The organism is Hahella sp. KA22 (assembly GCF_004135205.1).
Taxonomy (GTDB): domain Bacteria; phylum Pseudomonadota; class Gammaproteobacteria; order Pseudomonadales; family Oleiphilaceae; genus Hahella.
In genome coordinates this window covers 2,707,389-2,724,827 of the sequence record NZ_CP035490.1, presented here as the reverse complement: position 1 = coordinate 2,724,827, position 17,439 = coordinate 2,707,389, and the positions used below count along the sequence as shown (strand labels likewise).

General features: G+C 55.7%; 13 protein-coding genes. 7 read left to right on the top strand and 6 right to left on the bottom strand.

The annotated features are described in order from the left end of the window. Positions 1-61 precede the first annotated feature (61 nt). Genes EUZ85_RS12165 through EUZ85_RS12155 form a run of 3 tightly spaced genes read right to left on the bottom strand, consistent with a single transcriptional unit; the run spans position 62 to position 4,488 of the window. A complete protein-coding gene (locus tag EUZ85_RS12165; protein ID WP_127969554.1) occupies positions 62-2,080 on the bottom strand; it encodes an ATP-binding protein in 2,019 nt (672 codons plus the stop codon). A gap of 6 nt (positions 2,081-2,086) precedes the next feature. Continuing rightward, positions 2,087-3,184, bottom strand: coding sequence for an ABC transporter substrate-binding protein (locus EUZ85_RS12160; RefSeq protein WP_127969553.1), 1,098 nt, complete (start codon positions 3,182-3,184; stop codon positions 2,087-2,089). Beyond that, positions 3,181-4,488 (bottom strand): diguanylate cyclase, encoded by a 1,308-nt coding sequence (locus EUZ85_RS12155; protein ID WP_127969552.1) that lies wholly within the window; start codon positions 4,486-4,488, stop codon positions 3,181-3,183. The genes EUZ85_RS12160 and EUZ85_RS12155 overlap by 4 nt, the downstream gene beginning before the upstream one ends. A 420-nt stretch (positions 4,489-4,908) precedes the next feature. On the opposite strand from EUZ85_RS12155, the gene EUZ85_RS12150 reads away from it, so the two are divergent. Beyond that, positions 4,909-5,220, top strand: a complete 312-nt coding sequence (locus EUZ85_RS12150) for a hypothetical protein (RefSeq protein ID WP_127969551.1) — start codon at positions 4,909-4,911, stop codon at positions 5,218-5,220. A gap of 25 nt (positions 5,221-5,245) precedes the next feature. Here the strand turns inward: EUZ85_RS12150 and EUZ85_RS12145 are convergent, their stop codons facing one another. After that, a complete protein-coding gene (locus EUZ85_RS12145) occupies positions 5,246-5,896 on the bottom strand; it encodes a Crp/Fnr family transcriptional regulator (protein WP_127969550.1) in 651 nt (216 codons plus the stop codon). A 100-nt stretch (positions 5,897-5,996) separates the two neighbouring features. Here EUZ85_RS12145 and EUZ85_RS12140 point away from each other — a divergent pair, with 100 nt between their 5' ends. From EUZ85_RS12140 to EUZ85_RS12130, 3 genes are all read left to right on the top strand, one after another. Next, positions 5,997-8,006: a CHASE2 domain-containing protein gene (locus tag EUZ85_RS12140; RefSeq protein WP_127969549.1), complete on the top strand. Its 2,010-nt coding sequence runs from the start codon at positions 5,997-5,999 to the stop codon at positions 8,004-8,006. 332 nt (positions 8,007-8,338) lie between these two features. Beyond that, a complete protein-coding gene (locus tag EUZ85_RS12135; protein WP_127969548.1) occupies positions 8,339-11,734 on the top strand; it encodes a FecR domain-containing protein in 3,396 nt (1,131 codons plus the stop codon). 30 nt (positions 11,735-11,764) lie between these two features. Next, positions 11,765-12,148 (top strand): hypothetical protein, encoded by a 384-nt coding sequence (locus EUZ85_RS12130; protein WP_127969547.1) that lies wholly within the window; start codon positions 11,765-11,767, stop codon positions 12,146-12,148. A gap of 109 nt (positions 12,149-12,257) precedes the next feature. On the opposite strand, the gene EUZ85_RS12125 is transcribed toward EUZ85_RS12130, so the two are convergent. After that, positions 12,258-13,523 carry a uracil-xanthine permease family protein gene (locus EUZ85_RS12125; RefSeq protein WP_206618048.1) on the bottom strand — a complete coding sequence of 422 codons (1,266 nt, stop codon included), beginning with the start codon at positions 13,521-13,523 and terminating at the stop codon, positions 12,258-12,260. Between the two features lie 203 nt (positions 13,524-13,726). Between EUZ85_RS12125 and EUZ85_RS12120 the strand changes: the two genes are divergently transcribed. Continuing rightward, positions 13,727-15,007: a methyltransferase gene (locus tag EUZ85_RS12120; protein WP_127969546.1), complete on the top strand. Its 1,281-nt coding sequence runs from the start codon at positions 13,727-13,729 to the stop codon at positions 15,005-15,007. A 13-nt stretch (positions 15,008-15,020) separates the two neighbouring features. Here the strand turns inward: EUZ85_RS12120 and EUZ85_RS12115 are convergent, their stop codons facing one another. After that, positions 15,021-15,257, bottom strand: coding sequence for a TIGR02647 family protein (locus EUZ85_RS12115; RefSeq protein ID WP_011398411.1), 237 nt, complete (start codon positions 15,255-15,257; stop codon positions 15,021-15,023). A 159-nt stretch (positions 15,258-15,416) separates the two neighbouring features. On the opposite strand from EUZ85_RS12115, the gene EUZ85_RS12110 reads away from it, so the two are divergent. Together EUZ85_RS12110 and EUZ85_RS12105 are read left to right on the top strand one after the other, a co-directional pair. After that, a complete protein-coding gene (locus EUZ85_RS12110; RefSeq protein WP_127969545.1) occupies positions 15,417-16,871 on the top strand; it encodes a DNA-3-methyladenine glycosylase 2 family protein in 1,455 nt (484 codons plus the stop codon). After that, positions 16,864-17,346, top strand: a complete 483-nt coding sequence (locus EUZ85_RS12105) for a methylated-DNA--[protein]-cysteine S-methyltransferase (RefSeq protein WP_127969544.1) — start codon at positions 16,864-16,866, stop codon at positions 17,344-17,346. Before EUZ85_RS12110 ends, EUZ85_RS12105 begins: the two co-directional genes overlap by 8 nt. Positions 17,347-17,439 lie beyond the last annotated feature (93 nt).

Here is a 17,439-nt window from a genome sequence, read left to right as displayed (position 1 = left end):
TCACGCCTGATTGAACAGGCCCAACTCAACTTGTCATCCCTATACAAGCAACATACTCTCTTTAATCCCAGCACACCGGCAAGCGGATCACAAATTTCGCGCCTCGTCCCGGTTCCGATTCACAGGTTATTTCTCCCCGATGCGCCTGAATGATCTCGTACGAGATGGATAAACCCAGGCCTGTGCCCTGCCCCGCAGGCTTGCTGGTATAGAAAGGGTCAAAAATATGCTTCATCCTGTCTGGCGGAATACCCGGCCCATTATCTTCGATAACCATGCAAAGAGCGCCCGACTCAATCCGACTGGAGACGCTTATCCGCCCCCGATAGCCAGTCTCGGCTTGAGGGTCTGCGCGCTTTTCTTCAACCGCCTGACAAGCATTGATCAACAGATTCATGAATACCTGCCCTAATTGCGCGGGAAACCCCAGGATCTTCGGGTCCGCCTGCAGATCCACGTCAAAGTCGATGTCGCTGCGATGGGCCGACTGCACCAGCCGCAAAGTTCCCTCCAATTCCGACATCACACGCGCTTTGCTTTGCTCCGCGCCTTCGATCCGGGAAAAGTCGCGCAGGCTGTCCACCAGACGTTTAATGCGACTGGAGCCTTCCGTGATAATGGAGAGATGGCGATAGAGCTTGAGGAAACGCTGATCAAACTCATCCTGCACTGCGCTTTCTCCCTCGGAAAGCTCAAAAATCAGTATTTGCAGGTCGAACAGTTCCTTCAGCAAATTGGACGTGCTGACATGAATGAAGTTATTAGGATTATTCACTTCGTGCGCCACCCCGGCAACCAGGCTGCCGAGGCTGTTCATCTTTTCCGCCTGCACCAGCTGGGACTGCGCGGACTTGAGCTCTTCGTTGCGCTCAGTCAGCTCATTAACCGCGGACTGCAGCAAAGCGGTCTTATGACCGACCTTGCCTTCCAGCTCTTGCGTGGTCTGCACATTCTTCAGAGTCAGCAACACAAACTGCATCAGCGTCGGCAACAATTCATATTCCTGCTCGGCCTGAATGCGCGCCGTATCCACCCCGATGAGTCCCAGATAGAAAACAGGCCGGCCCTCTTCTTCCCAGGACAACTCCACCGCATCGCCGCTGATGCGAATACCCGCCCCTTCAGGCATCCACTGAAAGCCGCCAAAGTCCTCGATAGGCGAGTGATCCAGATATTCCACGCCGAAATCCGCCGCTCCGCGCTGCAGCGGCGCCATTGCGGTTAAACGCTCAAAACGCATGCGCCCCTGCTCGCCTTGGAAAGGAACAAACGCCGCAACCCTGGCGCCTTCGCGCGGATGCGCTTTGCGCAGCAGGTACTCCGCCGCACAGGCAAGCACCGCGCGCTTGTTGTCCAACCCCGCCATTTCCTGCGCCAGCCGAATCAAGCCTTGCTGGCGCTCCATATCCTGCAGCAGGTTCGACCGCATGGCGTTAATGGCGTCCACCAGCGATTGCAGCTCATCGGGAGCTGCTTTACGCCTTAATAGCAGCGGTTGATGCAAGCCGTCCTTACTCAGGCTTTTTGCGTAGCGCGCCATTTTCGCCAGATGCCGCGTCACCAATAGCTGCGCAATAAACAGGAAGAAGGCGGAAGTCAGGAACGTCTTTACCCCCTGGGAGCCCAGAATCACCAAAACACGACTGAACAGGCGCTCATAAACGCCTTCCAAAGAAGCGCAAACGGTCAGCTGCCCGAGGATGACCGTGCGGTCGTCGCGATGTAGCTCCAGCATGAATGACTTAACTATGGCGCTACGCTCCGCCTCCGGCGTCGCCCCCCTCGACACCAGCACTTCCTGATCCTGACGCACCATCGCGCACACCATATCGGGCAGACTCAGGATAGCATCCAGGTGAATTTCCGCCGCCTGGTAATTAAAATTCCAGATCGCGTCGGCAATGGGTCGCAAATAGCTGCGTTCTACCTGGTCAAAGCGGCTCTCTATGAGTTGAACATCCGTCCGAAAATCCAGATATAGCTGCAGTGAGGTCACGATAAGCGTAATCACCGAACTGCATAACAGAATATAGAACAGCAGGCGGAATCGCAGAGAGGTATAAAACGAACCTTCAGTCATACCCACTCAAGGCCCTTCACTGGCGCGCAACAGCTCATCCAGACTGAAGCGATACTGCGTCAACTCAGGGTGATGGAAACGGGAAAATCGCCGGAAATCCACTTTCTTCCAGTCCATATCACCGAATAGCTTCAGATAGCGCCTGACATTGCCGGCGTTCAGCTCGTCCATGTGCGTGCTCAAACTCACATGCTCGCTGGCGGGCGCCGCTCCTCGCAGGTAATCGAACATCACGACAATGGACCAGCCCGCCTCCATGAAGTGACCGCCGTAACTGGCCTCGATTTGATGGTCAGCAACCGCCATCAAGGCCTCTCCGGCCCAGTCGATGCCTCCCGCCAGCAGATCCTCCCCCATGGTCAGTCCATGTTCGCCCGCCCAGTCGACGACGCCCAGCGCCATAGAGTCACTGGCGGCCCATACGAGTTTGACGCCTGGGTAGCGCTTATATAGCCCATCCATTTTCTGCATCGCTTCCTCTCGCCGCCAATTGGCGGCCAGAACCTGATGCAGGATGACGTCCGGATTGGCGGCGACATAATCCTGTAACCCACCAACCCGGCGCAGCGAGGCGCCAGAGGAAGAAAACCCTTCCAAAGCCACAACCTCAATCATTCCCTGGTCATTGCGCATCCCCAGGCTGCGGGCGCGCTCCACCAGAGTCTGCGCCAGACTCCCGCCCGCCAGGCCTCCATCCGGAGTGACTTCCCCCACCCAAAAAACGGAGCCGGCGACCTCGTCCATCATATTGACGTCATTAAAAAAGAACATGGGCGTCTTATAGCGCTCGCCAATACTGACGTAACGAGCGCCGCCGCCTTTGAAACTTTGCAGAATGATGGCGTCCGCGCCCTCTTCCCCAGCGGCTTTCTCGATGTTGGAGGTATATAGAATGCGGTCGTCATGGGCGTAATAGACCTTCAGGGTGACGCCAAGATCTTCAGCCACGGCTTCGCTAAAGCGCACCAATGGCTCATAAAACAAATCCCCTTCGCTACGAGACACCATCAGGGCGAAGTTCAACTTTTCCTGCGCGAGGGCGATAACGGAGAAACCAGCGGTCAGCATCCCCAGTACAAGCAAAGTGATTGCGCGCAGCCTCATCGCGCGTCTGATCCAAACCAGCGCTGAAACCCGGCCGCCTCAGAAGAGGAGATCACCTTCGCCTCCCCCCGGCTCAACATATCGTCAGGACCGGCCTTGAAGCGACTGAGCCAGTCTTTGCCGGAAAGTTCCGACCAGGGCTCCTCGGCGTTGTTGCTGAACACGCCCACCCAGCTATTGCGGCTACTGCGTTTGGCCGCATATAAGGCGCAGTCGGCGATATCCGCCACCTGTTCCCAGGACAAGTAGCCAGGGCGCTGAGTAAAAAACGGATAACAGGCGAAGCCTATGGAGCAGGTTTTGTTGACGCTTTCATCCAGGCCGATTTCAAACGTCGCCTGCTCCACTTCCCGGCGAATTCTCTCGGCGATGAAGCAGGCTTGCTCACGACTCACAAAGCGACTGACCACCAGAAATTCCTCGCCGCCCCAGCGCACCAGATAGTCGGACTCGCGAAACAGCGACGCCAGCAGCTGACTGAACCCTCTTAACAGCTGATCTCCCGCCATATGGCCATATACATCGTTGACCTGCTTAAAATGGTCAATGTCGATCAGGTAGAACAATAGATCGCGCCGGGCGCCACGCACATCTTCACTGATTTTCCCTTCCGGTGGAGAAATGGGGCGATTTTCCAGATTCAGGCTTTCCCGTGCGGCGAATGCGCTGTCCTGGCGCAGAACGCTATGGATAAAGCGGCGGTTTTTGAGTCCCGTCAGAGGGTCGGTGACGCTGAGCGCCTCCAGTTTGTCATAGGCTTGCCGCAGCTCCGTATTCTTGCGCTCTAACTCCTGGGTGCGCTGGGCCACCTTCTGTTCAAGCTTATGCACATAGCCGTTCAGCTCCTGACGCAAGTCAAAGTGCTCCGTCGCCCGCTTGACGGTAAGGAGAAAGTCATGCCGGTCAAACGGCTTGATAATAAATTGATAAATGTGGGCTTGATTCACTGCTTCCAAAATGGCGCCCACATCCATATACGCGGTGAGAATAATGCGCACCGCATCAGGAATAATAAGACGAATTTTATCCAGAAACTCCACGCCGCTCATTCCCGGCATGCGCTGGTCGCTGATAATAAGACTGATGCTGGATGGGTCCTGTAGTTCCTGGGCCTTATCGAGCGCTTCCGCGCCGCTGCGGGCTTCGATAAGCCGATACTGATCCGCTAACAGGCTGGCGAGCATCTTCAGGTTGGCGGGCTCATCATCCACAACTAGAACAGTATGTCGCTCGCCAGGGTCGTTGGGTCGCTCTTCTTTCCTTTTTTTGATCGCATCCAGCTTTATGATGGAAAAAAGCGCCATAATCTGCTCAATTATTAGCCACAACTTTTCTTCAATGTAAGACTAACTTATTGCAAATAGCAAACATTCGCCCTTGCCTGAGGCGACCTTAAAAAACTTTTTACATTGTCGTCCCAGTGATCATATTTTGGACTATATTTAATACAGAGGGCCAACCGCCGCGTTCGCGGCTCCTGGACAGGCCCCTTGCGACTAGCCGGCAGTATCCGGGAAGCGGGTGAGTTCAACCAAAGCGCCTGCGCCGGGATTACGGTGGAGATGCTTCGCGAGGACGGTCGGTTAGTGAATTTTCCACACATTGAAAGTGCATTGTGTTACAGAGGATTGTTCCGTCCGCTGGTCTAATAACTATTGCAATTTCAACGCTGATCCAGATTTTCAACTTCCGAGAGTAGTCGCAACTACAAAAAGAGCCGTCCTATGAAAGTCTATATTGATGCGCCACTCGTCGCCGTCGCCCTCTTTTGCGCCGTCGCCGCAAGCATCGCCTTTGAAAGGGTGTCCATCAGTGACGATAAACATCCTCCTGTAATCCAGACCAACGCTTCCGTACTGGAAAATGTAATCGACCAGGACAAAGCTCCCGGCGTCATCCCGGGCGTACAGCCCGGACTGCGACCGGTCGCTTTAACCACCGATTATCTACGCTATCCGCCGCTGATCAGTGACGAGGCCATTCTGGAGCTATGGGCGCAAAACAAAAGGACCGCCACCCCGCTAATAACGCCTTGAAGGACGAGGCGCTGCGCGCGCCGACTCAGTAGTGAGCCGGCAGCGCGTCGTTAATGACGATTTTCTTTTTCTCCACCTTGATATATCCACCTATCTCAAGATCTTTCATGATGCGCGAGACCATCTCCCGACTGGCGCCGACTCGATTGGCGATCTCCTGCTGCGTCAGCGGAATCTCCGTAATCAGGCGATCGCCTTTGCGCTCCGACAGCTGCAGCAGAGTACTGGCGACCCTGCCGTAGACATCCATCAGCGCCAGGTTTTTCACATTATTGGTCAGTGCGCGCACGCGTTGGGTGAGGTGGATAATCAGGTTGTAGGCAAGATCGGGCGTCTGCCTGAACGCTTCCAACAGACTGGATTTGTTCAACATCAGAAAGCGGCAGGGTTCGGTAGCCATCACCGAAGCTGAGCGTTCTTTGTCATCAAATAAGGCCAATTCTCCGAAATATTCGCCGGCTTTAAGATCATTCAGAGTGACCTCTTTGCCGTTTTCATCGCTACAGAACACTCGGACCCGTCCTGAGACGATGATATAAAGGGAGTCGCTGCGGTCGCCTTCCGTAATGACAATACTGTTTTTCTGAAAACATCGAAAAACAGCATGCTTTTCCAATTGCTGGAGTTGTTCAGCGTCGAACCCGGAGAAAAGTGGAATCTGCGATAAAAGACTCATACTGTATTAGCTCCGACATCATTTTTTCTTATTACGCCGTCCCCGGCTATGTTTTATATGTTACGCGCTAGTGAGTGATTTTTCCGTAAAAATTAACCAGATGCCCGAACTAAGACAACTCCGTCCGCCCCTTCGACAGCACTTAAAGTTATGGCTGCCGCCCTTGCTGCTGAGCCTGCTTCTGGCTCTGGGTCTGTTGACGCCGGTCGGCCAGAGCATGGAAGAAGGCTTCGGATTGGATACGCTGTTTCATCTGCGTGGCGGGCGCGCCCCTCCTCCCAAAGTAGCGGTGATAGCGATCACGGAAAACACCGCTGCGTACCTGCAGGTCCCGGCTCGGCTCACCGAATGGCCCCGGTCGGTTTACGGGGAACTGGTGGACACGCTGGAAAATCAACAGGTCGGTTTGATTGCATTCGACATCTATTTCAGAGAAGCCCGGGATACCGCCGCGGACGCACGCTTTGCCGACGCCATGGCCCGCAGCGGTAAGGTCGCGCTGTTCGCCTTCAGCATGCGCCGTATCACCAACGTCGATGGTCGCCGCATTGTCGCGGACAGTGTCAGCGAGCCGCTCCCCCTGTTTGCAAACGCAGCGACGACGACAGCGCCTTTCGCACTGCCGAAAGTGTCTTCCAAAATCAGTCGTTTCTGGTTGCGACAACCCGCCAACCCACCGCGTTGGGCGATGCCCGCGGCGGCGCTGTTGCAACGCGCCCCTGACCGCGACGCCGCCATCGCCCGTTTGCAGGGGTTGCGGCCAACGCAGCTGTATAATTTCTATGGCCCGCCCCGATCCATTCCCACCATTTTCATGGAAGACCTGTTGGCGCGCCCCGGCGACTACACCGAAGTTCTGCGCGACGCTACCGTCTTCATCGGCTATGCGGCGGAATATCAGCCTGATCAGCGTGATGGCTTTTATACCCCCTTCACGCCAGACACCGGCCTGGATATCAGCGGCGTAGAGCTGGCCGCCACCGCTTACGCCAATCTGCTGGAAAACAGCGCCGTGCGTTATCACTTGGGAGTCTGGTTCATCGCAACGCTGTTTTACGCCACGCTGGCGTTCGCATTAAGCAATCTCAGTGCTCCCGGACGCGGACTGCTGTTGCTGTGTTTGCTTGCCGCAAGCTATATGACGTTGACGTACGCGTTGTTCGTACAGAGTTACGTCTGGCTTCCGTGGATGACGCCTATCCTGGGACTGACTCCCGCTGCGGCGCTGCATGGAATATGGCGGCGCGTGCAGATTATCGAGCAGCAGAAGCGACGTCTGGAGCTGGCCTTTGGCCGCTATATTCCGGCGAGTGAAATTAAGCGTCTGGCCAGTCAACCGGGGCTGCCGCAACAGCAGAAACTATTCGGCGTGTGCCTCTCAACTGACGCCGCCGGCTATACCGCGCTGTCTGAAAGCGTGTCACCAGAGCGGCTGAGCCAAATCATGGATAACTACTACCAGGCTGTGCTCACGCCAATTCGCCAGCACGGCGGAATCATTTCCGATGTGGCGGGCGATGGGGTAATCGCACTCTGGCCGCATATCCCCACCGATAAGACCTGGACGACAATCGAGCCTGCCTTGAAGGCGTTGCGCGCATCCATAGATCTGTTCAATCAACAGTATCCGGACTCGCCGCTACCCACTCGCATCGGCCTGCACGCCGGCGAAGTGGTGCTGGGCCATTTCGGGGCTTCCGACCACTTCGAATATCGGGCGATGGGCGATATCGTCAACACGACGTCGCGCATCGAAAACGCCAATAAGTTACTGGGGACGGACACACTGATCAGTGAGACCTGCGCTGATAGTCAGTCCAGCTCTCTACGCGCTCTGGGGCGATTTCTACTGCAGGGCAAACAACGACCTGTCGCCTTGTTCAGCCTGATGCAGGATAACTGGAGTCATGACAATGAGTTCGCGTTTCGGCAAGCGCTGCACTGCCTGGACCTGGGAGACATTGCGCAAGCCCGGGTTACTTTCGCGCGTCTGCACGAAAATAGCGCCGATTCCGTATGCAAATTTTATCTGCGCCAATGCGATGCAATATCTTCACAGTCAACATACAAAGGCGCACCGGAGTTTGTTTCCCAGCTTAGCAAGGTCTAGTCCATTTATATGAGTTTATTGGAATTTTTCCACTGAATTACCGGCACTAATGCCTGGATTTATTGCTAGAATCCTCTCAGAATAATTACATGACTATGCGGCACTTTCGTAAGTGTTGAATAAGCCAAAAGACAGATGACTCCTCTGTGTCCGAATTTAATCCTCAGGGATAACTTCCAAACACTGGAGCCACATCGATATAAAAACATAGTCATATATCTGGGCGGATATTGAGCTTGCCGGAAGCTGTCTCTCAAAACCGGCGCGGTGTCCTCACGTAGTTGTCAGCCTGAACATCAATAATAAATGCGGTACCCGTTAAGGAGATCGCCGTGGGCCTATTGCTGCGTGGCCAGTTGCTGTGTCGTGTTTTATGCGGAACATTGTTTTCCATTAGCCTGACGCTGTCGGAAGCGTCTGTCGCCGCGCCTCCCTGCGTGGACTGGATGGGCAAAGTTATCGCCGTCCAGGGAACGCTGGAAAAATCACTCCCCCAACAATCCTGGACCTCGTTAAAGCCGGAGCAGTATCTTTGTCCCGGCGACACTCTGCGTACGGGCAAGGATAGTCGCGCCTCCATTTATCTGCGCAACAACACTTACATGCGCCTGAATCAGAACGCAATCATGCGCTTTCCCGACAACGCCGAGAAAGAAAGTTTCTGGGTGCAGCTCAAGCAAGGCGTCGCCCACTTTCTGAGCCGTATTGTCAATCGCTTTGAAGTCGACACGCCTTACGTGAACGCCATGGTGGAAGGCACCGAATTCGTCGTGGAAGCCACGCAAGGCGGCTCCGTCACGGTGATCGAAGGCAAAGTGCTGGCTTTTACCGACACCGAACGCCTGCGCCTGACGCAGGGCGAACAAGCGCGCAGCGATACAGGCGCGCACCTGCGCAGTTTAAAGGTCAATACGCAGGACACGGTCGCCTGGGCGATTTATTACCCTCCGGGCACAGTGCTGAAGGAGTTGGCCGCTATGAGCGATGGCGATGGCGATGGCGTCGCCACGCTATCCAAAGTTCAGGAGATGATTGATCACAATCGCCCAGATGCGGCGTTACAGGCGTTACGCGCCGATTCAGACAATGGGCCCTCCTTAAGGCTTGCGCAGGCGGCGATATTATTAACGTCCGGCCAACAGCAGGAAGCAGGCAGCCTGTTGAAGTCCCTGCAAAATGACCAGCGCCTGGGACATCTCGCCCTCGCCATGCAAGCCATACTCGCTGCGGTCAACAGTCAGTCTCAACAGTCATTGAAACTGGCGCAGGACGCCGTCGCCCGGCGCTCCGACAGCCCGTCCGCACAGCTCGCCCTCTCTTACGCCTGGCAGGCCAACTTAAATCTGCCAGAAGCCATTGCCGCCGCCGAAAGAGCGACAGTGGCCGCGCCCCATAGCGTCATCGCATGGACCCGTTTGGCGGAGCTTGAGCTTACTTCCGGCGCATATCGCGACGCCAAATATGCAGCCGGACGCGCAACGGAAATAGCCCCGACTCATCCTCAAGCGCAAATCGCCGCAGGGTTTATCGCGTTGTTCGAGCACAAACTGGCTAACGCTGACGCCCATTTCCAAAGCGCGATCAAGGCGGCCCCTGGGGTTCCTGACGCCTGGCTGGGTCTGGGACTGACCAAATTGCGCGGCGGCGATCTGGAGGGCGGACGCAACGACCTCGAAGTCGCCGTCAGTCTGTCCCCCAACAATGCTGTCTTACGCAGCTATCTGGGGCGCGCCTATTTCGAAGAAAAGCGCAGCGACGACGCCAACGAGCAGTGGTTGCTGGCGAAAGAGCGCGACCCTCAGGACCCGACGCCGTATTTCTACGATGGCGTCAACAAACTCTTCAGCAACGACCCCGTCGGAGCCATAGAGGAATTAGAACACTCCAAACAACTAAACCGTAATCGCGCCGTCTATCGTTCAGATGGGCTGCTGCAAAGCGACTCCGCCGCCCGTAGCGCGGCCTTGGCCCGCGCCTATGGCGAAGCGGGCTTCGATCAGGCGGTGCTATTGGAAGGCTGGGAGGCGCTCAGACAAGATCCGACCAGCGCCGATGGCCATCGTTTGCTCGCGGATCGCTACCTGTCGCAGCCCAATCATCAGGCCGCCCGGGTTTCCGAACTGATGCAGGCGCAGCTCTGGCAACCCATCACCGCTTATCCGCTGCAACCGCAACTCTACGAGACAGGACTGCCTATCGTGGAAGGGCTTGGCCCGTCCCGTAGCGGCGTCAATGAATACCATCCATTGTTTCTACAAGATGGCGTTTACGGCCTCACCAACGGCTTTGTCGGCAGCGACGATACCTGGGGAGAAGACATCGTCGTCTCCGGTCTACAAGGCCCGGTGAGCGCCAGCTTCGGCCAGTATCACTACGAAAGTGACGGCTTCCGCAACGGCTTGGATCAGGAACAGAATATCTACAATGGGCTGTTGCAGTGGCAGGTCCATCCGTCCTTCAGCATTCAGCTGGAGGCGCGTAAGGCCGAAAAAGATGATCATCTGTTTAAACTGAAAACCATCGCTCCAGACGCAGAGCCCGAGGACCGGAGTGTCGACACGAAAACCTACAGAGTTGGCTTAGCCAGCCGCCTGGACAATCACAACAGTTGGCTGTTCTCCGCTATTCACCAGGAGTTTGAGGAAGAGCAGGCGCTGGCTGCTGCAGATACCCTTTCAGACCGTAAGCCACGCACTTACGAGGCGCAGTATATCCATACCGCATCAAACTTTTATGCCCAAATCGGCGCTGGAAGAGCTTCGATTGAAACGAAAACGAGCATTCAGAATGCTGATGGATATATCAATAGCGACGACGACATAGCCCACCGAAATATATATACCTATTTTGGAATCCAGCCGACAGAATCAGTATTTCTATTGGTCGGCGCCGCCTACGATAATTTACAGCTTGAGCGAGCGCGCAACACGTTCTTTGATCTTCCGATCCCTCTCCCGGATATCGATATTAGCGACAGCGCCACTGACGAAATTAAACAATGGTCCCCCAAATTCGGCATCGAATTCACGCCAACTGAACAGCTTACCTTCCGATTGGCGACATTTAGATCCCTCAAGCGCGATATTGCCGCTGATCGCACCATCGAGCCGGCGCAAATTCTCGGTTTCAATCAGTTGTATGACGATCCCAACGGTTCAGATGTGAAGACCTACGCTGCAGCAGCGGATTACAAGTTGGGCGGCCGCTTCGGCGCTGGCTTGGAAGCGATGCGGCGCACCGTGGATATCCATCCCAAGCTTCTGCAGGCAGAGCCTGAAAGGCCGCATCATGAATTTGAAAATTACAAACTCTACTACTTTGGCGTCCTCTCTCCGTCCGCGACGGTAGATGTCGCCTACGAATATGAAGACCAGGATTTAGAAGACAAGCAGTTTGGCACAGGATCTATTTACCGAGTGAAAACACATAGTCTTCCATTAGGCGTCACACTCTATCTCCCCAGACACTTATCTATGCGAATGGAGAGCATATACACCGACCAGAAAGTAAAAGCGTCTTTCGCCTCAGATGACCAAAGAGACTTTGACGCCAATCTTTGGACTTTCAATATTCGCCTGGATTACAAACTGCCGCGCCGCTTCGGAGAGTTGCAGTTTGGCGTTGATAACCTCTTCGATAAAAACAAAGAAATTCTGAACAGTGAGCTGGATTATCCAGGGTATTACCCGAAACGATTCCTATACAGCCGCATACAGCTGTCTTTCTAAATAAAAAATGCAAAAAACAAGGAGACAATAATGAAATTGATGAGTTTGCTTTACACCCTCGCGTTAGGATCTTCCCTCTCCCTCAGCGCCTGCGCTCATAGTCCGGGAACCAAGCCCAGCGACGGAGATCCAAACTTCCCCAACCATCCGAATACCGGGGAAAGGCATGATCCCAAGAATGTCGGCAAATACGCTTCATTCAGAATTACGATGACCAATGACGGCAGGATGGTCGTACTGAACGAAAAAGGCGAGGAAATGCGCCCCAACGCAAAACTGCCCCTTAAAGTGGAAGCTCACTATATTGAGTCAGCCGAATCCATGATGATTATGCGCTACAGAGGCTCACCAGAATATTATGTGCTGGAAGTAGGTGGCGATATCTATCACGTTCCCATTCCTCACACTCATTGATATTAACCTGACAGGGATATTGGCTGGCGCATAGAGACGCGCCTGCGCGTCGGAAAAACCACGGGAGAACAGGACCTGGCATGCGCAGGTCCTGTTGATGTAGACAAAATCAGATCATATCCTCAACACGCTCAATATGTTCCTTGCGCCCCGCAGGCATCGGCAGCAACAAATTCAGAATAATGGCGACGAAAGCGCAAAGTGAAATACCTTTAAGCCCCAGGTCTTTATCTCCGATCACCATGCCGCCAATCCCGAACACCAGCGTGACGCCGACGATCACCAGGTTACGGGCTTCACTCAAATCCACCTGATGACGAATCAGTGAATTCATTCCCACCGCAGCGATAGAACCGAACAGCAAACACAATATGCCGCCCATCACCGGGACGGGAATCGTCTGCAACGCCGCGCCGAATTTACCGATAAACGCCAGTGCGACAGCGATCACCGCCGCCCAGATCATGATTTTGGGATTGTAGTTTTTAGTCAGCATGACAGCGCCCGTCACCTCGGAGTAGGTCGTGTTGGGCGGCCCGCCAAACGCCGCCGCGACAGAGGTGGCCACGCCATCGCCGAGCAGAGTGCGATGCAAGCCCGGCTTTTGCAGGTAGTTTTTACCAGTGACCGAGCTGATCGCCAGAATGTCGCCGATATGCTCCACCGCTGGCGCCAAGGCGACAGGTATCATAAACAGGATCGCCCCCCAACTGAACTCCGGCGCCACAAAAGCGGGCAGCCCGAACCAGTCGGCGTTGAGTACTGCCGTCATGTCCACCACGCCAAAAGCCAACGACAACGCATATCCAAACGCCACGCCGCATAATATCGGCAACAAACGCAGTAGCCCCTTGCCCATGACCGCCACTATCAATGTCAACGCCAGCGCGGGTAGAGAAATCATCAACGCCGTTTCATAGGGAACCAGTTGCAGGGCGCCATTGCCGCTTTTGCCCATCGCCATATTTGCGGCCACCGGCGCCAACCCCAAACCGATGGACATGATCACCGGCCCCACCACCACTGGCGGCAATAACCGATCCAAAAAGCCGGTTCCTCTGAACCTCACCGCTGCGCTCAAAATCATGTAAGTCAAACCGGCGGCGATAAGCCCTCCCATGGTGGCGGGCAAGCCGAAAGTGGATTTCGCCGCCATGATCGGCGCGATAAAAGCGAAAGAAGACGCCAGGAATATAGGAACCTGGCCGCCAGTAATCAGGTGGAACAGCAGCGTGCCTACGCCAGCGGTGAATAATGCGACATTGGGATCAAGTCCGGTAATGAGAGGCATCAACACCAGTGCGCCGAATGCGACAAATAGCATTTGCGCGCCAGCCAGCGCCTGTTTCCATAGCGGATCGGTCGTACTCATCATGGATATTTTCCTACCTGAAAAAGCGAGTGTGTTTTTTGGCTTAAGCAAAACCCGTGCAATATAACGAAAGGCGCGCACAAGGTCACGGCGAAACGCCTCTCCAACAAGGACTTTCCCGTTATCGGGCATTAACATTTCGCTTGCCAAACCCCAAATTCACTATAAAATCTGCGCACCTTTTATCTGATCAATTATTAAACTAAATGTCAGCCGCTGTTCCGCTGCATCCTGACGCTGCTTCTAAGCGGGGCGATCTGGATCTAGTTCAACGCTTCCAGTCCCTCGACGCACTGCTCGCCGAGCACGACTATTTTTGGAAACCACGCCCCTTTGAAGCTGCTCACCCAGGCTGGCGCCATTTGCATCCAGAACTCTATAAGGCGATCAAAAGTCTGTCGGATGCAGAGGTCGATACTTGCTCCGCCGAGCCAGCCCGGTTTCGGGAAATCGCTCAACCCTTTCTGCCCTGGCTGCTGGAGTTGTCGCAGGCCAGTGAGTTAGCCGCTGCGTCAGGTCGTCCTTTGACGTTTTCACCTTTTGACGCCTTGCATGCGCCCGGACGCAAATGGCGTCAGGTCACCGCCTTCGCCGCCGCCCTTCCGCCGCTGAGCGGACACGTCCACGACTGGTGTTCAGGCAAAGGCCACCTCGCTCGCGCCGTAGCCGGCGCCAACGACGTGACGCTGAGCTGTTTTGAACTCGACGCGCAACTATGTGAAAGCGGACAGGCATTGGCGGATAAACAACACCTGCCGATCCGCTACATTCGACAGGACTTGCTACAGCCGTTTGATTGCGGCCAGGAAGCGTATCGCGGTGGGTGGCGTCTGGGCCTGCACGCCTGCGGGCAGCTACACGTCAATCTGTTGCGCGCCGGTGTCGACAGCGCGGCGGATGGCGTCGCCATCGCGCCATGCTGCTACCACAAACTCTGCCTCGGCGAGCAATACCAGCCGCTCTCCACAGCCGCCCGCTGGGCCAGACTAACCCTGTCCTTGAAAGACGTATCCCTGGCGGTGCAGGAAACAGTCACCGCCTCAGCGAAAGAGCGCGCGCTGCGAGAGAAAGAAAGCCAATGGCGCCTGGGGTTCGACGCACTGCAACGTCAGTTACGCAATAAAGACGAATACCTTCCCACGCCGACGCTTCCCAAAACCATGCTGAATGGCGACTTTATGCACTTCTGCGCGTGGGCGGCGAAGGAAAAACAACTCGACCTGCCCAAGGATATCGACTACCCCCAATTCGCAGCAGCCGGCCGCTCACGGTATCGCGAAGTACGCAGAGTAGAACTGGTGAGACATCTGTTTCGCCGCCCACTGGAAATCTGGCTGGCGCTGGATCGCGCTCTGTTTCTGCAAGAGCGGGGCTATGAAGTGACAGTGCGGGAATTTTGTAATCGCGAGATAACGCCCAGGAATATTTTGCTTGTGGGGCGCCTGCGGAAAGTCTCCCCCAATGAATCGGGACTCAGCGTCTGCTGAGCCCCAGAGACGCTCAAACCGGCTTCAATATAGTCAGCAGGGCCTGGGCGTGTTCCGCCGCGTCGTGGCCGAGGCTGGTCAGGTAACCGCCGTCCGCCTGGGTGATCAGCCCTTTCGCATGCAGCCTTTTCGCCGCCGTCACCATTTTCTGCCCTGCAGTCTGGTGCACTTTTAACCCTTCCTGGGTCGTGGTGAGATTGTATTTAGCGAGGATCTCGATTTCATCAATCAGCTCGGGCGTGTAGGCCATATAAGCTCCTGGTTATTATCATTCAGCGCAATTGCGGGGACCGGTTTTCCGGATAATACAACGAACTGCCTGAAGTGAAAAACGGTCTGTCGGGAATGAAAAAACAACAGTTCCGAAAATGGCGAGACAGGCTTCGTGTTGAGGATTAGCATAGCCTCTATGAAGACAAACGCCAACCTCGACCACGACACCTGTTACAACGCTCTGATCAGCAGAGATCACCGCTTTGACGGCTGCTTTTTCGTCGGCGTCACCAGCACCGGCGTATACTGCCGCCCCGTCTGCGCCGTCCGCAAGCCGAAAAAAGAAAACACGCTGTTTTTCCGCAGCGCCGCAGCAGCGGAGAACGGCGGCTTCCGACCCTGTTTGAAATGCCGGCCGGAACTCGCGCCCGGGCTCGCGGCGGTGGATAGCAAGCGGCAACTCGCCCGCGCCGCCTCCAATCTGATTGAACAAGGTTTTTTACGTGGACGATCACTGGCGCAACTGGCTGCGCGGATCGGCGTCAGCGATCGCTATCTGCGCGACCTGTTCCAGAGCGAGTTCGGCGTATCGCCCATTCAGTATTCGCAAACACATCGCCTGTTGCTGGCCAAACAGCTCCTGACAGAGAGCGACCTGTCCATGACGGATGTGGCGCTGGCGGCAGGATTCAACAGCACTCGCCGCTTTAATGACCTGTTTCAAAAGCACTACGGTTTAATCCCATCCAAAGTGCGGCGTCGTTCCGCGCCGACACAGACCGAGATGATCAGCTTTGAGATGCCCTACCGTCCGCCTTACGCCTGGGACGCCCTGCTCAGCTTTCTCAGCGCCAGAACCATTGCCGGCGTGGACGCTGTCATCGACGGACGTTATCGCAGGATTGTCCGAGTCGAAGCGGGAGAGGACTCCGCCGTGGGCTGGTTTGAGGCCAGCCACGAAGCAGACGCCGCCCGCATCCGCATACGCCTGGATAGTGCGCTCAGTCGCCACATTGGCTACCTCATCAATCGCCTGCGCGCCTTTTTTGATGTTTCCTGCGTCCCACAGGAGATCAATAAAGTGTTGGGGACGTTAGCGCAAAACGAGCCTGGGCTGCGTATTCCCGGCGGCATGGACGGTTTTGAAATCGCCGTGCGCGCCATTCTCGGACAACAGATAACCGTCGCGGCGGCTCGTACATTGCTTGCCAGGCTGGTGGACAAATTTGGCGAGCCTATTGAGACCCCGTTCCCGGAAATTCACCGCGCCTTCCCCAGTGCTGCGACGCTGGTCGACCTGCCCGTCGAGGAACTGGCCTCTCTTGGCGTGATCCGAACGCGGGTTCGCGCTATTCAGGAAATCGCCGCTGCGATGTTGCGAGGAGAATTGACCCTGACTCCAGCCACCAATGTGGAGCAGGAAATACAACGGCTGCACGCCATTCCAGGCATTGCCGACTGGACAGCCCAGTATATCGCTTTGCGCGCCATGTCCTGGCCCGACGGCTTTCCCGCCTCCGATGTGGGCGTGCGCAAGGCCCTGGGCGGCGTGGACGCTAAACTGGCTGCGCTGACAGCGGAAGATTGGCGGCCATGGCGAGGTTACGCCGTCATGCATTTATGGAGAAGTTTGGAGACACCCCATGATTGACTATATCGATATCGGCTCGCCCTTGGGGCGCGTCCGTCTGGCCGCTCAGAATGGCGAGCTTACCGGCTGCTATTTCGATGGCCAGAAATATTACCCTGAGCTGACGCCAGCGTGGCGTCTCCATCCTGATTGCGCCGTTTTGCAGGAAGCGGCGCGACAGCTCGAACTCTACTTCGCCGGCCAGTTACAGCGTTTCGATCTCCCCCTGGCGCCCAAAGGCACCGCCTTTCAGCAGGAGGTATGGCGCGCGCTGTCGGAGATTAATTCCGGGCGACTTTCCACCTACCAGCAGATCGCCAACTTGCTGGGGCGCCCCCGCGCCACACGAGCGGTCGGCGCGGCGGTGGGACGCAACCCCCTCTCCGTCATTATTCCCTGTCATCGCGTCATCGGCGGCAACGGTTCATTGACCGGTTACGCCGGGGGATTGAATAGAAAACAGGCGCTTTTAGAGCTGGAAAAAGCACCGCTCTGAGCCCTCTCAAAAACCGGATATTTCCACCTATATCACTGGCTTGCAAAAGAAGGCATGTTGTCATCTTTAGCCGTATCAGCATGAGCGTCGACT